A 14,263-nucleotide genomic window follows, 5' to 3' on the forward strand; every position below is an offset into this window, starting at 1 on the left:
TTCTTTGTCTATCAGGGGTGTTGGTTACCGGGCGCTTGGCTGGTCGCTGCGTAGCAGAGCGTAGTGTTGCAGGGAGATAAACTGATCCCCCTTCCATTCGCACTCCCGCGCCGTCCCCTCGTAGCGAAATCCGGCGCCGAGCAGGACGCGGGCGGAGGCGACATTGGGCTCCTCCACCAGGGCCTGCAGCCGGTGCAGCGTAGTGGTGCCATAGAAGTGGGTCAGAAAAAGGGGCAGGGCCCTGCCCATTACCCCTTTTCCCCAGTACTCGGGATAGAGCCAATAACCTAGCTCGGCCTTCCTGTGCTGCGGATCGGCATCGTTGTAGCCGATGGCCCCCATGGGGAGGTCGGTGGGCTGACTGCGGATCAGAAACCAGCCGCCAGTGCCCTGACGCACCAGGTCGGCGTACCAGGCCATCTGGGCCTCACAGGCTGTCAGGCTATCGTAACTGATGCCGTAGTGGGCAATAACCTCTGGATCCGACAGGCCGCGATAGATGTGGGGCAGATCGGCAGTCGTGATAGGGTCGAGCCGCAGTTCGCCCCCTTGTCGTGAATTCATGCTCTTCTCCTGTGCGGCCTGTGTTGGCAGGCCGCCTGATTGGGAAAGACAGTTGTGTGAAGGTGTGACTGCTGGCGTCAGTTCGCTGGGAGGCCAAGCAAACCGGCCAGCTGCCGCAACTCGTCGCGCCACTGTTGTTGCAGCCTGGGTGTCTGATGCCTGGGCTTGCGGGCGAGGTCGGCGGCGAGCAGGGCATCCAGCTCGTACCAGCGTGCCAGCAACGCCTCTTCGTCATCCTCCACAGTGGCTTGCTCCTGCGAACTGCCAGTGGTGGCGGGGCTGATTGAAAGGTCCATGGGTTCATCACAGAGCAACTCGGCATAGGCCCGCTCGGCACTGTGGGCTTCGACAATCCGGCCTTCCCTGATCACCCAGAACCGGTTGCAACTGCGCTCGATCAGATCCCGGTCGTGGGAGATCAGCAGCACGCCACCGGCAAAACGCGACAGCGCCTCGGCCAGATCTTCTTTTCCTTCCAGATCCAGATGGTTGGTGGGTTCATCCAGCCAGAGCAGATGGTGGCTCGCCAGCGACAGGGCGAGAAACAGCAGCCTGGCCCGCTCACCACCGCTCAGGCTATGCACGCGTTGCCCGTGACGGGAGTAGGGGAAACCTGCACGGATCAAGGCCTGGCGCAGCGTCACCTCGGGCAGGGGGGCCAGAGGATAGAGGGCATCGGTCAGCGTTGCAGCGTCATCGAGCTGCTGCAGGGACTGATCGTAGTAGGCGATGCTGGCGCCGGGGTGGCGGTGCCAGCCTTCACCCGGTAGTTGAGCGCGCAGATCGTGCCAGCACTGACGCAGCAGGGAGGACTTGCCGGTGCCATTGGCACCGAGCAGGGCAACCCTGTCTCCGGCTCGCAGCCCGAGATCCTCGGCCCGCAGCAGGGGAGGCAAGCCGGGAGCGGGGCGCACGTCGAGGGCGTCCAGCCGCAGCAGGGCATCGGCGGGCAGTGCCTGCCCGTGCAGTTCGAGGCGCCAGGGGGCGCCGGCACCGACAACGCTCTGCTCCTCCTGCATCCTGGCAATCCGTTTCTCCATGGATTTGGCCTGACGCACCAGCTTCTCGTTGTCATGCTCCCGCCCCCAGATGGCGAGGCGTTTGCTGCTGGCGCTCAGGCGGTCTATCTCCTTCTGCTCGTCGGCCCGGCGCAAACGGGCTTGCTCGTCCTCTTCGGCCTGGGCCGCCCTGGCCTGGCTGCAAGGCAGGGCGAAGCGATAGAGGCGTCGATCCCGCAGGATCAGAGTCTCGCGGGTGACCCGGTCGAGCAGGCGGCCATCGTGGGACACCAGCACGAAAGCGCCGCGCCAGCCCAGCAGGAAGCGCTCCAGCCAGAGCAGAGCGGGCAAGTCCAGGTGGTTGCTGGGCTCATCGAGCAGCAACAGATTGGGCTGGCGCAGCAGGGCGCGGCCTATCTGCAATCGGGTGTGCTGGCCGCCGCTCAGGGCGCTGACCGGTAACGCGCCCTGTGCTTCAAGCTGCAGCTCGGTCAGCATCTTGTCCACCTGCCAGTCGAGCGCGGGATCCCCGTCCACTGCATCGAGCAGTACGGCGCGGGCGGTGAGCGCCTGCAGGCGTGCGGGCAGATGTTGCGCCACGAATTCACAACGGCAAGCCGCTGCGTGATGCACGCGTCCGTCATGGGGATCGAGCTGACCGGCCAGCAGGGCGAGGAGTGTGCTCTTGCCGCTGCCATTGGCACCGATAAGGCCGATGCGATCACCGCTGCGGATGCTGAGGTCGACGCTGTCAAACAGGGGAAGGTGTCCTGCCGTCATGTGCAGGGAATGGGTACTCATCAGGGTTGTCATGCTCTTGCTCTCTAAAATCACGGGATCGGAAATCCCTGTCATCAGGAGCGCTGGCGACAACGGCAGAGTCGAGAAAGGTCTCGGTTTGGAAGGGAGTCGGCTTTGCTCGAACCCGCTATCGCAGCGCGATGGTATGCAGGCAAGAGCACTGGAATGTGCCGAACAGGCGAGCCGAGAACATCGGACACGCTTGGATAACCATTTTTTACCTCCTTATTTTTTGTGATGACAAGGTGCGCCGATTATAAGCACAGAAAAAATAGTCGTCCATCGGGGGCCTCTGTCTCTTGCCCCCGTGGTGAGGCGGGTCCGGGTACACGGAGACAGTGGCCTTATCGGCTGCGCCAGCAAAGTCAAAGCCCCGCATTGCGGGGCCTTGGCTGTATGAGAATGGTGGGTCAATCGCGGGGGGTCTTGAGCGCCTGGATCACATCCTCGTCGGGGGCCAGCCCTTCTACGTGGTTGAAGATCTCCAGCCCCTCCTGTGGATTGATGGTAAAAGCGTCGGCACTGCGATAGCTGCCGCTGCCGGCGCTTTCGATGATGACGATGAGCTCGGGCTGCTTGTCGCCGTTGAGATCCTGCAACTTCAGCTCCTTGATGCTGCCATCTCGCGCCAGTACCTTGCCATCGATGAACTGATCGAGGGGAAACTGGGGGTTGGCGCCGGAATAGAGACGCACGTCGTAGCTGCCGATGGAGGCGGGCTCACCGCGCCCCTCGCTGATGGCAAGCACCTGACCTGTGGGCAGTGTCAGCTGTTTGAAGAACCCTTCTGCCGCCTGACCAGTCAGTGGCAGGGTGAGCAGGCCGAGTGTCATGAGCAAGGCTTTCATGGATGTGATCCTTGTGACTGTGGTGACGGGCGGGTATCTCCTGCCCGTCACGGATGTTGATGTGTGAGCCGGGGTCAGGTGATGCCTGTCCCCGGCTCTTTGGCACAGGGCGTCAGTTACCAGATCTTGACCCGTTTGGCAGGGTCCAGATAGAGCTTGTCCCCCGGCTTGATGTTGAATGCCTCGTAGAAGGCGGGGATGTTCGGCACCACGCCGTTGACCCTGTACTCCGGCGGGGAGTGCGGATCCGAGGAGAGCAGCATCTGCATCAGCTCGGGGCGGTACATGCCTTTCCACACCTGGGCCCAGCCGAGGAAGAAGCGCTGTTCGCCGGTGAAGCCGTCCAGCACGGGGGCTTCCTCGCCCTTGAGCGACAGCAGATAGGCCTTGTGGGCTATGGTGAGACCGCCCAGATCGCCTATGTTCTCCCCCAGGGTGAACTGGCCGTTGACGAACTGGCCATTGATGGGCTCGAAGCGGTTGTACTGGGCAACCAGGCGGCTGGTACGAAAGCGAAACTCCTTGAGGTCGGCCGGCGTCCACCAGTCGCGCATCACGCCGTCGCCGTCGTATTTGGCACCCTGATCATCGAAACCGTGGCCCATTTCATGGCCAATGACGCCACCGATGGCACCGTAGTTGACGGCATCGTCCGCCTGCATGTCGAAGAAGGGGGGCTGCAATATGGCGGCCGGGAAGACGATCTCGTTGTTGCTCGGGTTGTAGTAGGCATTCACCGTCTGCGGCGACATGTGCCACTCGTCCCTGTCCACCGGCTTGCCCAGGCGTGCCAGGCTGTCGGCATATTCAAAGGCGCGAGCCCGTTGCAGGTTGCCTACCAGGTCATCGGCGCGGATCTCGATGGCGCTGTAATCCTTCCATTTGTCCGGATAGCCTATTTTGGGCCTGAACTTGGCAAGCTTTTCCAGTGCCTGGGTCTTGGTGGCCGGTGACATCCAGTCCAGCTCCTGAATGCTCTGGCCGTAGGCAGTGCGCAGGTTTTCCACCAATTGCTCCATGCGGGCCTTGGCCTGGGGCGGGAAGTAGCGCTCCACATAGAGTTTGCCCACTGCTTCCCCAAGGTGATCGTCCAGTATGCCGAGGGCGCGTTCCCAAGGGGCGCGTTGCTTGGGGGTGCCGCTCAAGGTGGTGCCGAAGAAGGTGAAATTCTGGGCGTCGGTCTTGCTGTCGAGATAGGGGGCATAATCCGTGATGAGCTGCCACTTGAGGTAAGCCTGCCAATCACCGATGGGAGTCTGCTGCATCAGGCCGTCGAGGGCAGCGAGATAGCTGGGCTGGCCGATGATCAGGCTTTGCTGACCGGCGAGACCGGCCTGGCCAAGGTAGCCGTTCCAGTCGATATGGGGGGCGAGGCGCTTGAGCTCGTCGAGGGAGCCCTTGTTGTAGTTCTTCTCCCTGTCCCGCAGGGTCACGTTGTCCCACTGGATCTGGGCGAGTTGGGTCTCAAGGGCCAGGATACGCTTGGCCTTTGCGTTCGCATCCGCTTCGCCAAAGCGTGTCAGCATACCGGCGATGTGCTGCTCGTATTTCTGGCGCAGGGCCTGGCTGTTGGCGTCGGTTTTGAGGTAGTAATCTCTGTCCGGCAGGCTGAGCCCGGACTGATAGAGATAGACGGCATGGCTGTCCGGTGCCTTGGCATCGGCACCGATCCAGAAGCCGAACGGGGCGCCGCCCCCCAGCTGGCCCGAGCGGGCGAAGGCGCGAGCCAGTCCGTTCTGATCGCGGATCTGATCGATTTCGCCGAGCAGGGGCAGCAGCGGTGTGGTGCCCTTGGCATCCCGACCAGCCTGATCCAGATAGCTGGTGTAGAGATCGCGGATCTGCCGGGCCTGGGTATCGGCGGAGGCCTTGGCATCAAGCCCTTCCACCAGCACTCGCACATCCGCCAGGGATTTGTCCCTGAGCATATAGAAGGCACCATCGGCGGGCCTGTCATCCGGGATCTTGGCGGTGGCCAGCCAGTGACCGTTCACGTAGCGGAAGAAATCATCACCGGGTTTGACCCGGGTATCCATGTTGGCCAGTGCCAGGCCCGAGTGCTTGTCTGCCGTGTCCGGCGCCTGACTGCAACCGGCTAACAGGGCCAACCCAATGAGGCCGGCCAGTATGCTTTTCTTGTTGTTCATTCTGTTGGATTCCAATTCGGGTTATTCAGCTTCCTTGCCCACGCAGGGCGCACATCACTCTAGCAGTCGGGTTACAGCTTGATAAGCCCGACTCTGCTAAGATCGGCCAGGTCGTTTTGGGGAAGCCTATGATTTCTCGTATTTATTCTCGTTTTTGTCAGACCCTGCCAGAGCCGGAAGGTTCCCGGGGCTTGTTGGTAGCCTTCAGTGGCGGGCTCGATTCCACAGTGTTGCTGGCGTTGGCGGCGCAGTTTGCCCGCGAGCATGGGCTTGCGCTGCGCGCCCTGCACGTCCACCACGGCCTCAGCCCCCACGCCGATGAGTGGGTCGCCCACTGCGAAGCCGTGTGTCAGCAACTGGCGGTGCCGCTCATGGTGGAGCGGGTGCAGCTGGTGCGTGGCAATGGCGAGAGTCTGGAGGCACAGGCGCGGGATGCCCGTTATCAGCGGCTGGCCGCCAGACAGGAAAAAGGGGAGTGGCTGCTCACCGCCCATCATCAGGACGATCAGCTGGAGACCTTGCTGCTGGCCCTCAAGCGAGGTGCCGGTCTGCGCGGTCTGGCGGGGATCTTGCCGAGCCAGCCCTTTGCCGGTGGCCTCTTGTTGCGCCCCCTGCTTGAGTTCAGTCGCGCCGAATTGGCCGAGGCGGCGGCGACCCTCCCCTTCGGCTGGGTGGAGGATGAGAGCAATCAGGACGTGAGCTATGACCGCAATTTTCTGCGTCAGCAGTTGATCCCCCAGCTCAAGGCGCGCTGGCCAGCCATGGCTCGTACCGCCGCCCGCAGCATGGCACTGTGCGCCGAGCAGGAGGCGTTATTGGAGGAGCTGGCCGAAGAAGACTGGCAGCTGGCCTGTGGAGGGGAGGCGCTGCACGTTTCATCGTTACCGGCTTCATCGCTGCAGATTGTGCCCCTGCTCACCCTGTCGCCCACCCGGCGCAACAACTTGCTGCGTTACTGGATCCGCCGCCTAGGGGGCGAGATGCCCTCCCGGGATCAGCTCGCTCTGCTGTGGCAGGAGGTGGCGCTGGCGCGGGAGGATGCCAACCCTCAGTTCAGCCTGAAAAACCTCGATTGCCGCCGTTTTCAGGGGCGGCTGCATCTGGTTCGGCCCGGGTTGACGCCCCGTCACGAACAACTGGCCGTCACTATCGGCGAGTCAGTGGTCCTGCCCGATGGGCTGGGGCGGGTGCAAGTGTCGGCCACGCCGGACGGGGAGGGGCTGAGGTTGCCAGGGATGGGGGAGCCTTTGTCAGTGCGTTTTCAGGTGACGCCCGGTGTCATGCTCAAACCTGTGGGGCGCAGCGGCAGCCGCCGTTTCAAGAAGCTGCTGCAAGAGTATGGGGTACCTTCCTGGCTGCGGGGCCGTATTCCCATTCTCTACTATGGCGAGCAGGTGGCGGCAGTAGCCGGACTCTTTATCTGTGACGGATTTATGACGCAAGAAGCGGGGATAGGATGGCAGTGGCTGCCAGCGGCCGACAGCGGCATCCCGCAGTGAGCTCAGGCCCGCCATGCAGCTAGCCTGGCGGGCCTTTTTACGATCCTGGCGCTGTGGTACTCAGTCCAGCAGACCCGCTTTACCGGCTTTCTTGCGGGCATAGAGGTGAGCATCGGCCGCCTCATACAGGCTCTGGACTGCGACCCCAGATTGCCAGCTGGCCGCCCCCAGACTGCAACCGACCGAGAAGGTGCTGAGTTCCTTGTGGGTCAGCAGCATGTGTTGCAGCCGCAGCCAGACAGGGCGCCAGGCCTCGGGCTCGGCGGGTTGCAGCAAGAGGGCAAACTCGTCGCCACCGAGGCGAAAGGCCTGATCCGTGCTGCGGATACAGCTCTGGAGCAGATGGGCAAAGCGGCTCAACACCAGATCGCCGACCGGGTGCCCCCAAGTGTCGTTGATCTGCTTGAAGTGATCGAGATCCAGCAGCACCAGCACCAGACCGTGGGATTCCCGGCTGTGCTGCTCCACGGCGCGACCTATGGCCTCGTCGAAATAGGAGCGGTTGCCAAGCCCAGTCAGGTGATCGAGCCGTACTTGCTGCTCCAGCTGCGCCAGCCGCAGGTAGAGTGGCAGCGGCTGGCAGAGCAGCTGATGGTACTGCTGCAGGATCCGCTGCTGGCTGCCGCTCAGTATGTGTTCCAGGGTGTAGTGCAACTGGCCGAACAGCTGACCGTGCTGGCCGCGTAGTTCAAACGGGTAGCTGTGGAGCGTCAGGCTGGCCTGGGGCGGCTGCTGGATCAGCCTCTGTGGCTGGGGGTTGTCAAAATAGAGGCTATGTATACGGACAACTCTTGCCGCACGATCGGCAAAGGTTGCCAGCAGGCTGTCGAGATCCGACTGTGCCAGCAACAGCTCGAGCAACTGGTTGCGATCCTGACTTGCCAGCGGCGTGAGCCGCTCCATCTGCCGAACCCACAACTCGATGCCATGCCCCAAACCATTCAATGACGATGTGTTTTCCACGGTACAGCCCTCATACATCCTACTACCTGCCACTTCCCTGCAATCCCTGTGCCTAAAATATGTTCAATGTGAGCAAGGGCGGCTGACTAGGCTTAAGTGGATAAAAAGGGAGGGAAAATTTGTACGCAGATGTGTTGATCCTGCTGTTTGCCGCCGTCTTGCTGGTGGCGATTTTCCGGCGCCTCGGCCAGCCGGTGATCCTCGCTTACCTGGTCGCCGGGGTTCTGCTGGGCCCCCATGGCGCCGCCGTTCTCTCCGAGCAGGCGAACATGCAGACCATCGCCGAGCTTGGCATCGTCTTTCTGATGTTCTCACTGGGGCTGGAGTTCTCGTTGCCGCGTCTGATCGCCATGCGGATGCTGGTCGTGGGGGTCGGTGGTCTGCAAGTGCTGTTCACCTCCCTGCTGTTCTTCTGGCTTGGCTGGTGGTGGGGGCTGAGCCTGCCCCAGGCGCTGGTGGTGTCGGGCACCCTGGCGCTCTCTTCCACCGCCGTGGTGATCAAGCAGTTGGGAGAGCAAAAACAGCTGCATACCCGCCGTGCTCAACTCGGGGTCAGCGTGCTGCTGTTTCAGGATCTGGCGGTGGTGCCGCTGCTGGTGATGATACCCATACTGGCCAGACCCGAGATCCAGGGCAGTGCCCTGCTGGCGGAGATCGCCTGGGCCACCCTCAAAGGCCTGTTTGCCCTGTTCAGCCTGCTTGCCGTCGGCAAGTGGCTGCTGCCCCTGCTGTTTCACGAGGTGGCACGGGCCCGCTCCGATGAACTTTTCGTACTCAGTGCCCTGCTGGTGGCCTTGCTGGCGGCGTTCATGACCCATTCGCTGGGGTTGTCGATGGCGCTTGGGGCTTTCCTGGCGGGCATGATGCTGGGCGAGTCCCACTATCGCCATCAGCTGGAGGTGGACATAAGGCCGTTTCGGGATGTGTTGATGGGACTCTTCTTCATCACCATCGGCATGACCATGGATTGGCAACTGGTGGCGCTGGCCTGGTGGCAGGTGATCCTCTGCGTATTTGGCCTCATCTTGATCAAATCCCTGCTGGTACTGCTGGCGGGCCGCCTGATGGGAGAGCGCAAGCGGGATGCCATGGCGGCGGGGATCATGCTGAGCCAGGTCGGCGAATTTGGCTTCGTCTTGCTGGCGCTGGCCAACCACCATGCGCTGCTCGACCATCAGCTGGTCTCCCTGCTCATCGGCATAGGGGTGATCTCCATCGCCATGACCCCCTGGCTGGTGCAAAAGGCGCACGGTCTGGCGCGCTCGCTCACCGACTCGGCCCTGCTTACCCGCTCCGAGGTGGCGCAGTCGGGGCTGAGCAAACATCAACACGTCATCATCGCCGGTTTTGGCCGTGCCGGGCAGACATGCGCCCGTTTTCTCAAGCTGGAAGACATTCCCTTCCTCGCGCTGGATCTCGATCCCGAGCGGGTGGGCGAAGCCAAGACGGCTGGGGAGCAGGTGGCATTTGGCGATGCCAGCCGGCGCGATATCCTGCTGGCCGCCGGTCTGCTGCGGGCTCGCCTGGTGATCATCACCTTCGACGATCGCAAGCGGGTCGAGGCCATGCTGGCGCTGATAAAGGAGCTGGCGGGGCAGGTCAGGGTACTGGTACGGACCCGGGACGACAGCTTTCTGGAGGCCTTCAAGCAGGCAGGGGCGCATGAGGTGATCCCGGAATCCCAGGAAGGGGCCCTGATGCTGGTTTCTCATCTATTGCTCAATTGCGACATCCCTATCGGCCGGGTGATCCGGCGCATGGAGCTGGAACGCAGCAGCCAGTATCGCTTTTTGCACGGCTTCTACTGGGGGGACCAGAGTGCCAGCAATCTGGAGACGGATCAGTTGCTCGAGCGTCTGCATCCCGTGCTGCTGCACGATCAGGCCTGGGCCGTGGGGCAGACGGTCCAGGCGCTGGCGCTTGACGCTGTGCGAATAAAAGAGGTGCAACGCGGTGAACAGAGCCTGGAGCCCAGGCCCGAATTGCGGCTGGCGGCAGGGGACAGGCTGGTGCTGTTTGGCAATGCGGTAGCGATGGAGCAGGCGGAACAAAAGTTGCTGGAGGGGCGTTAGGCCTTGCGCTGCACAAGGCCGACCAGCTGATTTACGCCTCCCCCCGCATCACGTCTTCAATCCCCAGAAACTGTTCGACCCGCGCCCGCTCGTTGAGGGTGTCCCGGTAACCCAGCTTGATCAGTTGCTGGCAGTAGCCGGGATAGAACATCAGAAAGCTGGCCAGGCTGCTGGTCTCGTCCCCCGACACTCCCAGCACCCGCAACAGGCGGCGCAGGTGTACAGGCAGTTTGCGCAGATAGGCCAGCGCTATGGTGTCGAGATCCTGGCTCGGTTTCAGCACGCAGGTCTCCACCCGTTTGAGTTTCAGGCGTCTGCGCTCCCGCTCGGGTATGAGATCCAGGGTCTGATTGATACGCCATAGCCGCTCCAGATCCGAATTCAGGGTATCGGTAAAGACGGTATCGAGCAGGTGGCTCGCGATGTTGGAGCTGGTCAGGTGGCCATGGCGAAAGGTGGGGGCCGAGTGGGCAGGTGGATCCAGCGCAATCAGCAGGATCCGCTCCGCCCCCAGATGGATGGCTGGGCTTAATGGGCTCAACTGGTGAATGGAACCATCGCCGTAAAACTTGTCGCCAATATGGGTCGCCGGAAAGACAAACGGCAACGCCGAGGAGGCCAGCAGGTGATCCGAGGTGAGCAGGGTGCGCACCCCGCGCCGTCTGGCTCGCTCCCACGGCAGATGGTCGGCCCGTCCCTGAAAAAAGGTGGTTGAGAGACCGTCATCATAGTCCGACGCTGTGATGGCCAGCGCCTCCAGGCTGCCATAGAGGATGTTGTCGTCGATGCGGTGATAGTCGATGAGCTGATCCAGCAGGCGGCGCAGGGGGGCGTTGTCAAACAGGTGAAAGGCGTGATTGGTGTGAGGATTGATAAGCCCGGCAGAGCCTTCATACAACAGCCGCCACAGCAATCTGCCGGGGTGAAAGTCGAAGATATGGTGGGTTTCGAAGCGGCGCCAGACCCACTCCAGCTTGCGTACCCCCAGGTGAAAACAGGAGGCATAGCAGGCCAGCGCCGTGACATTGATGGCACCGGCCGAGGTGCCACACAGTATGGGAAACGGAATGCCGAGATTGCGAGGATAAAACTCGGCGATGGCCTTGAGGGCACCGACCTGATAGGCCGCGCGAGCACCGCCACCGGTCAAGAGAAGAGCTGTGTTGGGTCTGGCCATGATACTGCGCCTTATGGTTGCCACTGAAGGTGTTGCCACCGAGCAATTTAACTATAAGGCGCTGTATCGAATATAAAAACAGGTCTGTGTACCATTTTTTCAGCAGGCTGGTTTCAACTGCGGCTATACCGGTGAATGGGAGCCTGCCAGGTTATCGAAGGCGGCAAAGAGGGGGGCACTGGCAAGGATTCGGCCGTGACCCAACCCACGGGTGCTGACCAGTCGGGTACGGCCATCCAGGGTTGCTCGTTGGGAGTCGCCGTAGGGGGCAAACCTGTCTTCCTCGTCGTGCACTATGATGGCGGCGCCGCTGCGGCTGGCGAGACGCCCCAGAGGGTCGACCGTGCTGAGGGGGTGCTGGTACTCCCGCTCAATCTCTTCCACTACCGCATCGAACAGGCGGATGGAATAGCCGGAGCGGGCCACCATGCCGTAGAGCTGGGGCACATAGTCGAGCACGGGCGACACAAGCAGCAGCGGCAACTGGTCGAGGGCTTGTTGGCGACTGGAGAGGGTGACGGCACCTCCCATACTGTGGGCGATGACGCCACTGAGGGGACCGAATTTGGCGACCTGTTCGGCCACCAGCTCGTCAAAGGCGCGCACGAAGCGGGGCAGGTGACCGGTATGACCGGCGCTATGGCCATGGGCCGGATGGTCATAGGCGATGGCGGTGAAGCCCTGGGCGGCAATATGGCTCATCAGCGGATAAAACTGGCTGGCACTGCCGGACCAGCCGTGCATCAACAGCCAGACCGGCCCTTGGCCGAGCCGATAGCTCATCAATATCCCCTCGCTGGTGTGCACTGCTTGCTTCACCAGGCCCGCAGGCGCCGCCGCGTCCCGATGGTTGCGCTGGGGGGTGAGCAACAGCTTGCTGGCGGTGCGTCTGGCGTGGGCCGGGGCGAGTCTGTGGTGCAACCGGGTGCCAAGCCCCAGCAGCCATTTGCTCGGGCTGAAGCGGCGGGTGTTGAAGTAGATCTTGCTGCTCATGATGGTCCTGTCTGTTTTGTATGCGAACGGTCGTGCTTTTTTGTGGGTTTTTAAAAAGTCATTCGAGAAATCATTGCCAGCTGGTCAGCAGATCATCCACTTCGGGCCAGAAGTGGCGTGCGGGATCCTGACACAAGTCCAGCGCATTGAACACCTGATCTGCCAGATAGAGGCCGTACAGCCGATAGACGGCGCGCCAGGGTTCCAGATCCTGGCGCCACTCCCCCTGCGCCTGACCCTGCACCACCTGGCGGGCCAGGTAGTCGAGCCAGAAACGCACCAGCTGGCGCGCCGCCTGTTGCACGTCACCCTCCTGAGCCGAGGTCCAGGCATCGAGGAACATGCAGCGACCGGCGAAACACTGATTCCAGGCCAGCCAGGCCTGGAGCAGGGCGACAAGTTTTTCGCGCTGGCTCTGGTGTTGCTGCTGGCGCACGGGCTGGATCACCCGCTCCCGGAACACTTCGGCAGCGTGTTCCAGTACGGCGATCTGCAGGTTGTCGCGGGATTGAAAGTGGGCAAAGAGACCGCTCTTGGACATCTCGCACGCACAGGCCAGCGAGCCTATGGTCAGGCTCTCCAGCCCTTGCTGGCTCGCCTGCTCAAACGCAGTCTGCAAAATGTTGTCGCGGGTCAGACGGCCCTTGCTCATCACACTCTCCTCGTTGGCCCTGCAGCATAAAGTACGATCGTGCTAATTGTCGAGGGAGAAACTGGCAGGAGAGGCCACAGATCAGACTCAATCCTCCTTGATATCCATCTGCTGCAAGGCGATGACCGCCTGGGTGCGGTTCTTGACGCCGAGTTTGCGAAAAACAGCCGTGATATGGGCCTTGATGGTGGCTTCGGAGACATTGAGCTCCCAGGCGATCTGCTTGTTCAGGCTGCCATCGCGCAACATCACCAGCACCTTGTACTGCTGGGGGGTGAGGCTGGCGAGCTTGCTGGCGAAATCGGGACCGTCTTCGGATTCGGGATGCAGGGATATGCCGGCTGGTACCCAGTTATCTCCCCCGATCACTGTATTGAGGGCGTTGACCAGCTCCTTCATGGGGACCGACTTGGGGATGAAACCCAGCGCGCCGAGCCGCAGTACCTGCTGGATGATGGCGGCATCTTCCGAGGCGGAGACCACGACAATGGGCAGGTCGGGGTACTGGCCGCGCAGGTGGGCGAGGCCGGAGAAGCCGTTGGCACCGGGCATCTTGAGATCGAGCAGCAACAGGTCTACCTCAGGGTGTTCCCCCAGCAGGCTGGTCAGGCTGTTGATGGAGTCGGCCTCCAGCAGCTGGGCATCCTTGATGGCCATGTGCACAGCTTGATAGAGTGCGCCCCGAAACAGGGGGTGGTCATCTGCGATGACGATGGTAAATTGGCTGTCCATTGCTCACATTGTTGCTAACTGATTGTTTTGGAAAATCAAACTAGCATCGCTCTCCTGGGGGGTCAAACCCGCAGGCGTGCAAATGTGAAGCGACCGTCGGATGTCGTGCCATTGGGGCAGATGGGATGGTCACGAGCAACCCATGCAGGAGGCAAGAGATGGGATCCTTGGTATTGACGGTGGGCACGGGCTCCACCTGGGCAATGCGGGCGGCACTGGTGCTCGCCATGAGCGGGCTGGAGTGGCAGGAGCAGGTGTTTGATCTGGAAGATGCCAAGGCGTTGGCGCGGCTCAAGCGGTTGGCGCCTGCCGGCCTGGTGCCCTGGCTGGATCACGATGGCGTGCGGGTACACGACTCGCTGGCCATTGCCGAATACCTGTACGAGCTCTGCCCAGACCGCCAGCTCTATCCCGCTTCCCGGGCCGAGCGGGCGCTGGCCCGCAGTCTGTGCGCGGAAATGCACTCGGGCTTTGGCCAGATCCGCAGTCAGCTGCCCTTCTTTCTGGGGGCGCCGACCCGCAGCGAGCCGCCGGTGGAGGCCATCGGCGAGCTGGCTCGCCTGCAGACCATCTGGTCCCAGGCGAGGGGGCCATTCTATTTCGGTGAAGAGGGCATCATAGATGCCTTCTATGGGGTGATGGCCTATCGGCTTGCCAGCTATGGCATCCAGTTGCCCGGTCAGGCCGGTGTCTATCAGCAGGCCTTGCTGGCCTGGCCTTTGTGGCAGGCTCTGCTGGTCAAGGTACGGTTGCAGTGGCCTGTGGCTGCCCGTCAGCCGGCGTAAGACGGCCCTGTTGAACGGGTCGGCGACTGACA

Annotated in this window: 12 protein-coding genes; 3 read left to right on the forward strand and 9 right to left on the reverse strand. The window is 62.1% G+C overall.

Annotated features, from left to right (window positions below):
- Window positions 1-24: 24 nt before the first annotated feature.
- The 4 genes from GWQ29_RS05640 to GWQ29_RS05655 all read right to left on the reverse strand — a co-directional run bounded on the left by GWQ29_RS05640 (window position 25) and on the right by GWQ29_RS05655 (window position 5,358).
- Entirely contained in the window at window positions 25-564 is a 540-nt protein-coding gene (locus GWQ29_RS05640; protein WP_111589316.1) for a GNAT family protein, read from the reverse strand.
- Between the two features lie 77 nt (window positions 565-641).
- Window positions 642-2,375 carry an ABC-F family ATP-binding cassette domain-containing protein gene (locus tag GWQ29_RS05645; protein WP_275918940.1) on the reverse strand — a complete coding sequence of 578 codons (1,734 nt, stop codon included), beginning with the start codon at window positions 2,373-2,375 and terminating at the stop codon, window positions 642-644.
- 398 nt (window positions 2,376-2,773) lie between these two features.
- A complete protein-coding gene (locus GWQ29_RS05650; RefSeq protein ID WP_021139089.1) occupies window positions 2,774-3,211 on the reverse strand; it encodes a PliI family lysozyme inhibitor of I-type lysozyme in 438 nt (145 codons plus the stop codon).
- Between the two features lie 116 nt (window positions 3,212-3,327).
- On the reverse strand, window positions 3,328-5,358 hold the full coding sequence (locus GWQ29_RS05655) for a M13 family metallopeptidase (protein ID WP_275918941.1): 2,031 nt from the start codon (window positions 5,356-5,358) through the stop codon (window positions 3,328-3,330).
- A gap of 128 nt (window positions 5,359-5,486) precedes the next feature.
- Here GWQ29_RS05655 and tilS point away from each other — a divergent pair, with 128 nt between their 5' ends.
- Window positions 5,487-6,857, forward strand: a complete 1,371-nt coding sequence (gene tilS / locus GWQ29_RS05660) for a tRNA lysidine(34) synthetase TilS (RefSeq protein ID WP_275918942.1) — start codon at window positions 5,487-5,489, stop codon at window positions 6,855-6,857.
- Between the two features lie 60 nt (window positions 6,858-6,917).
- Here the strand turns inward: tilS and GWQ29_RS05665 are convergent, their stop codons facing one another.
- Window positions 6,918-7,838 (reverse strand): GGDEF domain-containing protein, encoded by a 921-nt coding sequence (locus tag GWQ29_RS05665; RefSeq protein WP_034523696.1) that lies wholly within the window; start codon window positions 7,836-7,838, stop codon window positions 6,918-6,920.
- Between the two features lie 101 nt (window positions 7,839-7,939).
- Between GWQ29_RS05665 and GWQ29_RS05670 the strand changes: the two genes are divergently transcribed.
- Entirely contained in the window at window positions 7,940-9,892 is a 1,953-nt protein-coding gene (locus tag GWQ29_RS05670; protein ID WP_275918943.1) for a monovalent cation:proton antiporter family protein, read from the forward strand.
- A 31-nt stretch (window positions 9,893-9,923) separates the two neighbouring features.
- Here the strand turns inward: GWQ29_RS05670 and GWQ29_RS05675 are convergent, their stop codons facing one another.
- From GWQ29_RS05675 to GWQ29_RS05690, 4 genes are all read right to left on the reverse strand, one after another.
- The gene (locus GWQ29_RS05675; RefSeq protein WP_265461662.1) at window positions 9,924-11,069 is read right to left on the reverse strand and encodes a patatin-like phospholipase family protein; all 1,146 of its coding nucleotides are present in this window, start codon (window positions 11,067-11,069) and stop codon (window positions 9,924-9,926) included.
- Window positions 11,070-11,192: 123 nt separating this feature from the next.
- A complete protein-coding gene (locus tag GWQ29_RS05680) occupies window positions 11,193-12,062 on the reverse strand; it encodes an alpha/beta fold hydrolase (protein WP_275918944.1) in 870 nt (289 codons plus the stop codon).
- A 70-nt stretch (window positions 12,063-12,132) separates the two neighbouring features.
- Complete coding sequence (locus GWQ29_RS05685) at window positions 12,133-12,714, reverse strand: TetR/AcrR family transcriptional regulator (RefSeq protein WP_005312128.1); 582 nt, start codon at window positions 12,712-12,714, stop codon at window positions 12,133-12,135.
- An 87-nt stretch (window positions 12,715-12,801) separates the two neighbouring features.
- Window positions 12,802-13,446, reverse strand: coding sequence for a response regulator transcription factor (locus GWQ29_RS05690; RefSeq protein WP_234593867.1), 645 nt, complete (start codon window positions 13,444-13,446; stop codon window positions 12,802-12,804).
- A gap of 158 nt (window positions 13,447-13,604) precedes the next feature.
- Here GWQ29_RS05690 and GWQ29_RS05695 point away from each other — a divergent pair, with 158 nt between their 5' ends.
- The gene (locus tag GWQ29_RS05695; protein WP_059167917.1) at window positions 13,605-14,231 is read left to right on the forward strand and encodes a glutathione S-transferase; all 627 of its coding nucleotides are present in this window, start codon (window positions 13,605-13,607) and stop codon (window positions 14,229-14,231) included.
- Window positions 14,232-14,263 lie beyond the last annotated feature (32 nt).

The organism is Aeromonas sp. 2HA2 (genome assembly GCF_029237345.1).
Classification (GTDB): Bacteria; Pseudomonadota; Gammaproteobacteria; order Enterobacterales; family Aeromonadaceae; genus Aeromonas; species Aeromonas salmonicida.

Coding starts and splice junctions, on each gene's coding strand:
- GWQ29_RS05640 (WP_111589316.1), bottom strand. CDS start 564: ATGAATTCACGACAAGGGGGCGAACTGCGGCTCGACCCTATCACGACT.
- GWQ29_RS05645 (WP_275918940.1), bottom strand. CDS start 2,375: ATGACAACCCTGATGAGTACCCATTCCCTGCACATGACGGCAGGACAC.
- GWQ29_RS05650 (WP_021139089.1), bottom strand. CDS start 3,211: ATGAAAGCCTTGCTCATGACACTCGGCCTGCTCACCCTGCCACTGACT.
- GWQ29_RS05655 (WP_275918941.1), bottom strand. CDS start 5,358: ATGAACAACAAGAAAAGCATACTGGCCGGCCTCATTGGGTTGGCCCTG.
- tilS (WP_275918942.1), top strand. CDS start 5,487: ATGATTTCTCGTATTTATTCTCGTTTTTGTCAGACCCTGCCAGAGCCG.
- GWQ29_RS05665 (WP_034523696.1), bottom strand. CDS start 7,838: ATGTATGAGGGCTGTACCGTGGAAAACACATCGTCATTGAATGGTTTG.
- GWQ29_RS05675 (WP_265461662.1), bottom strand. CDS start 11,069: ATGGCCAGACCCAACACAGCTCTTCTCTTGACCGGTGGCGGTGCTCGC.
- GWQ29_RS05680 (WP_275918944.1), bottom strand. CDS start 12,062: ATGAGCAGCAAGATCTACTTCAACACCCGCCGCTTCAGCCCGAGCAAA.
- GWQ29_RS05685 (WP_005312128.1), bottom strand. CDS start 12,714: ATGAGCAAGGGCCGTCTGACCCGCGACAACATTTTGCAGACTGCGTTT.
- GWQ29_RS05690 (WP_234593867.1), bottom strand. CDS start 13,446: ATGGACAGCCAATTTACCATCGTCATCGCAGATGACCACCCCCTGTTT.
- GWQ29_RS05695 (WP_059167917.1), top strand. CDS start 13,605: ATGGGATCCTTGGTATTGACGGTGGGCACGGGCTCCACCTGGGCAATG.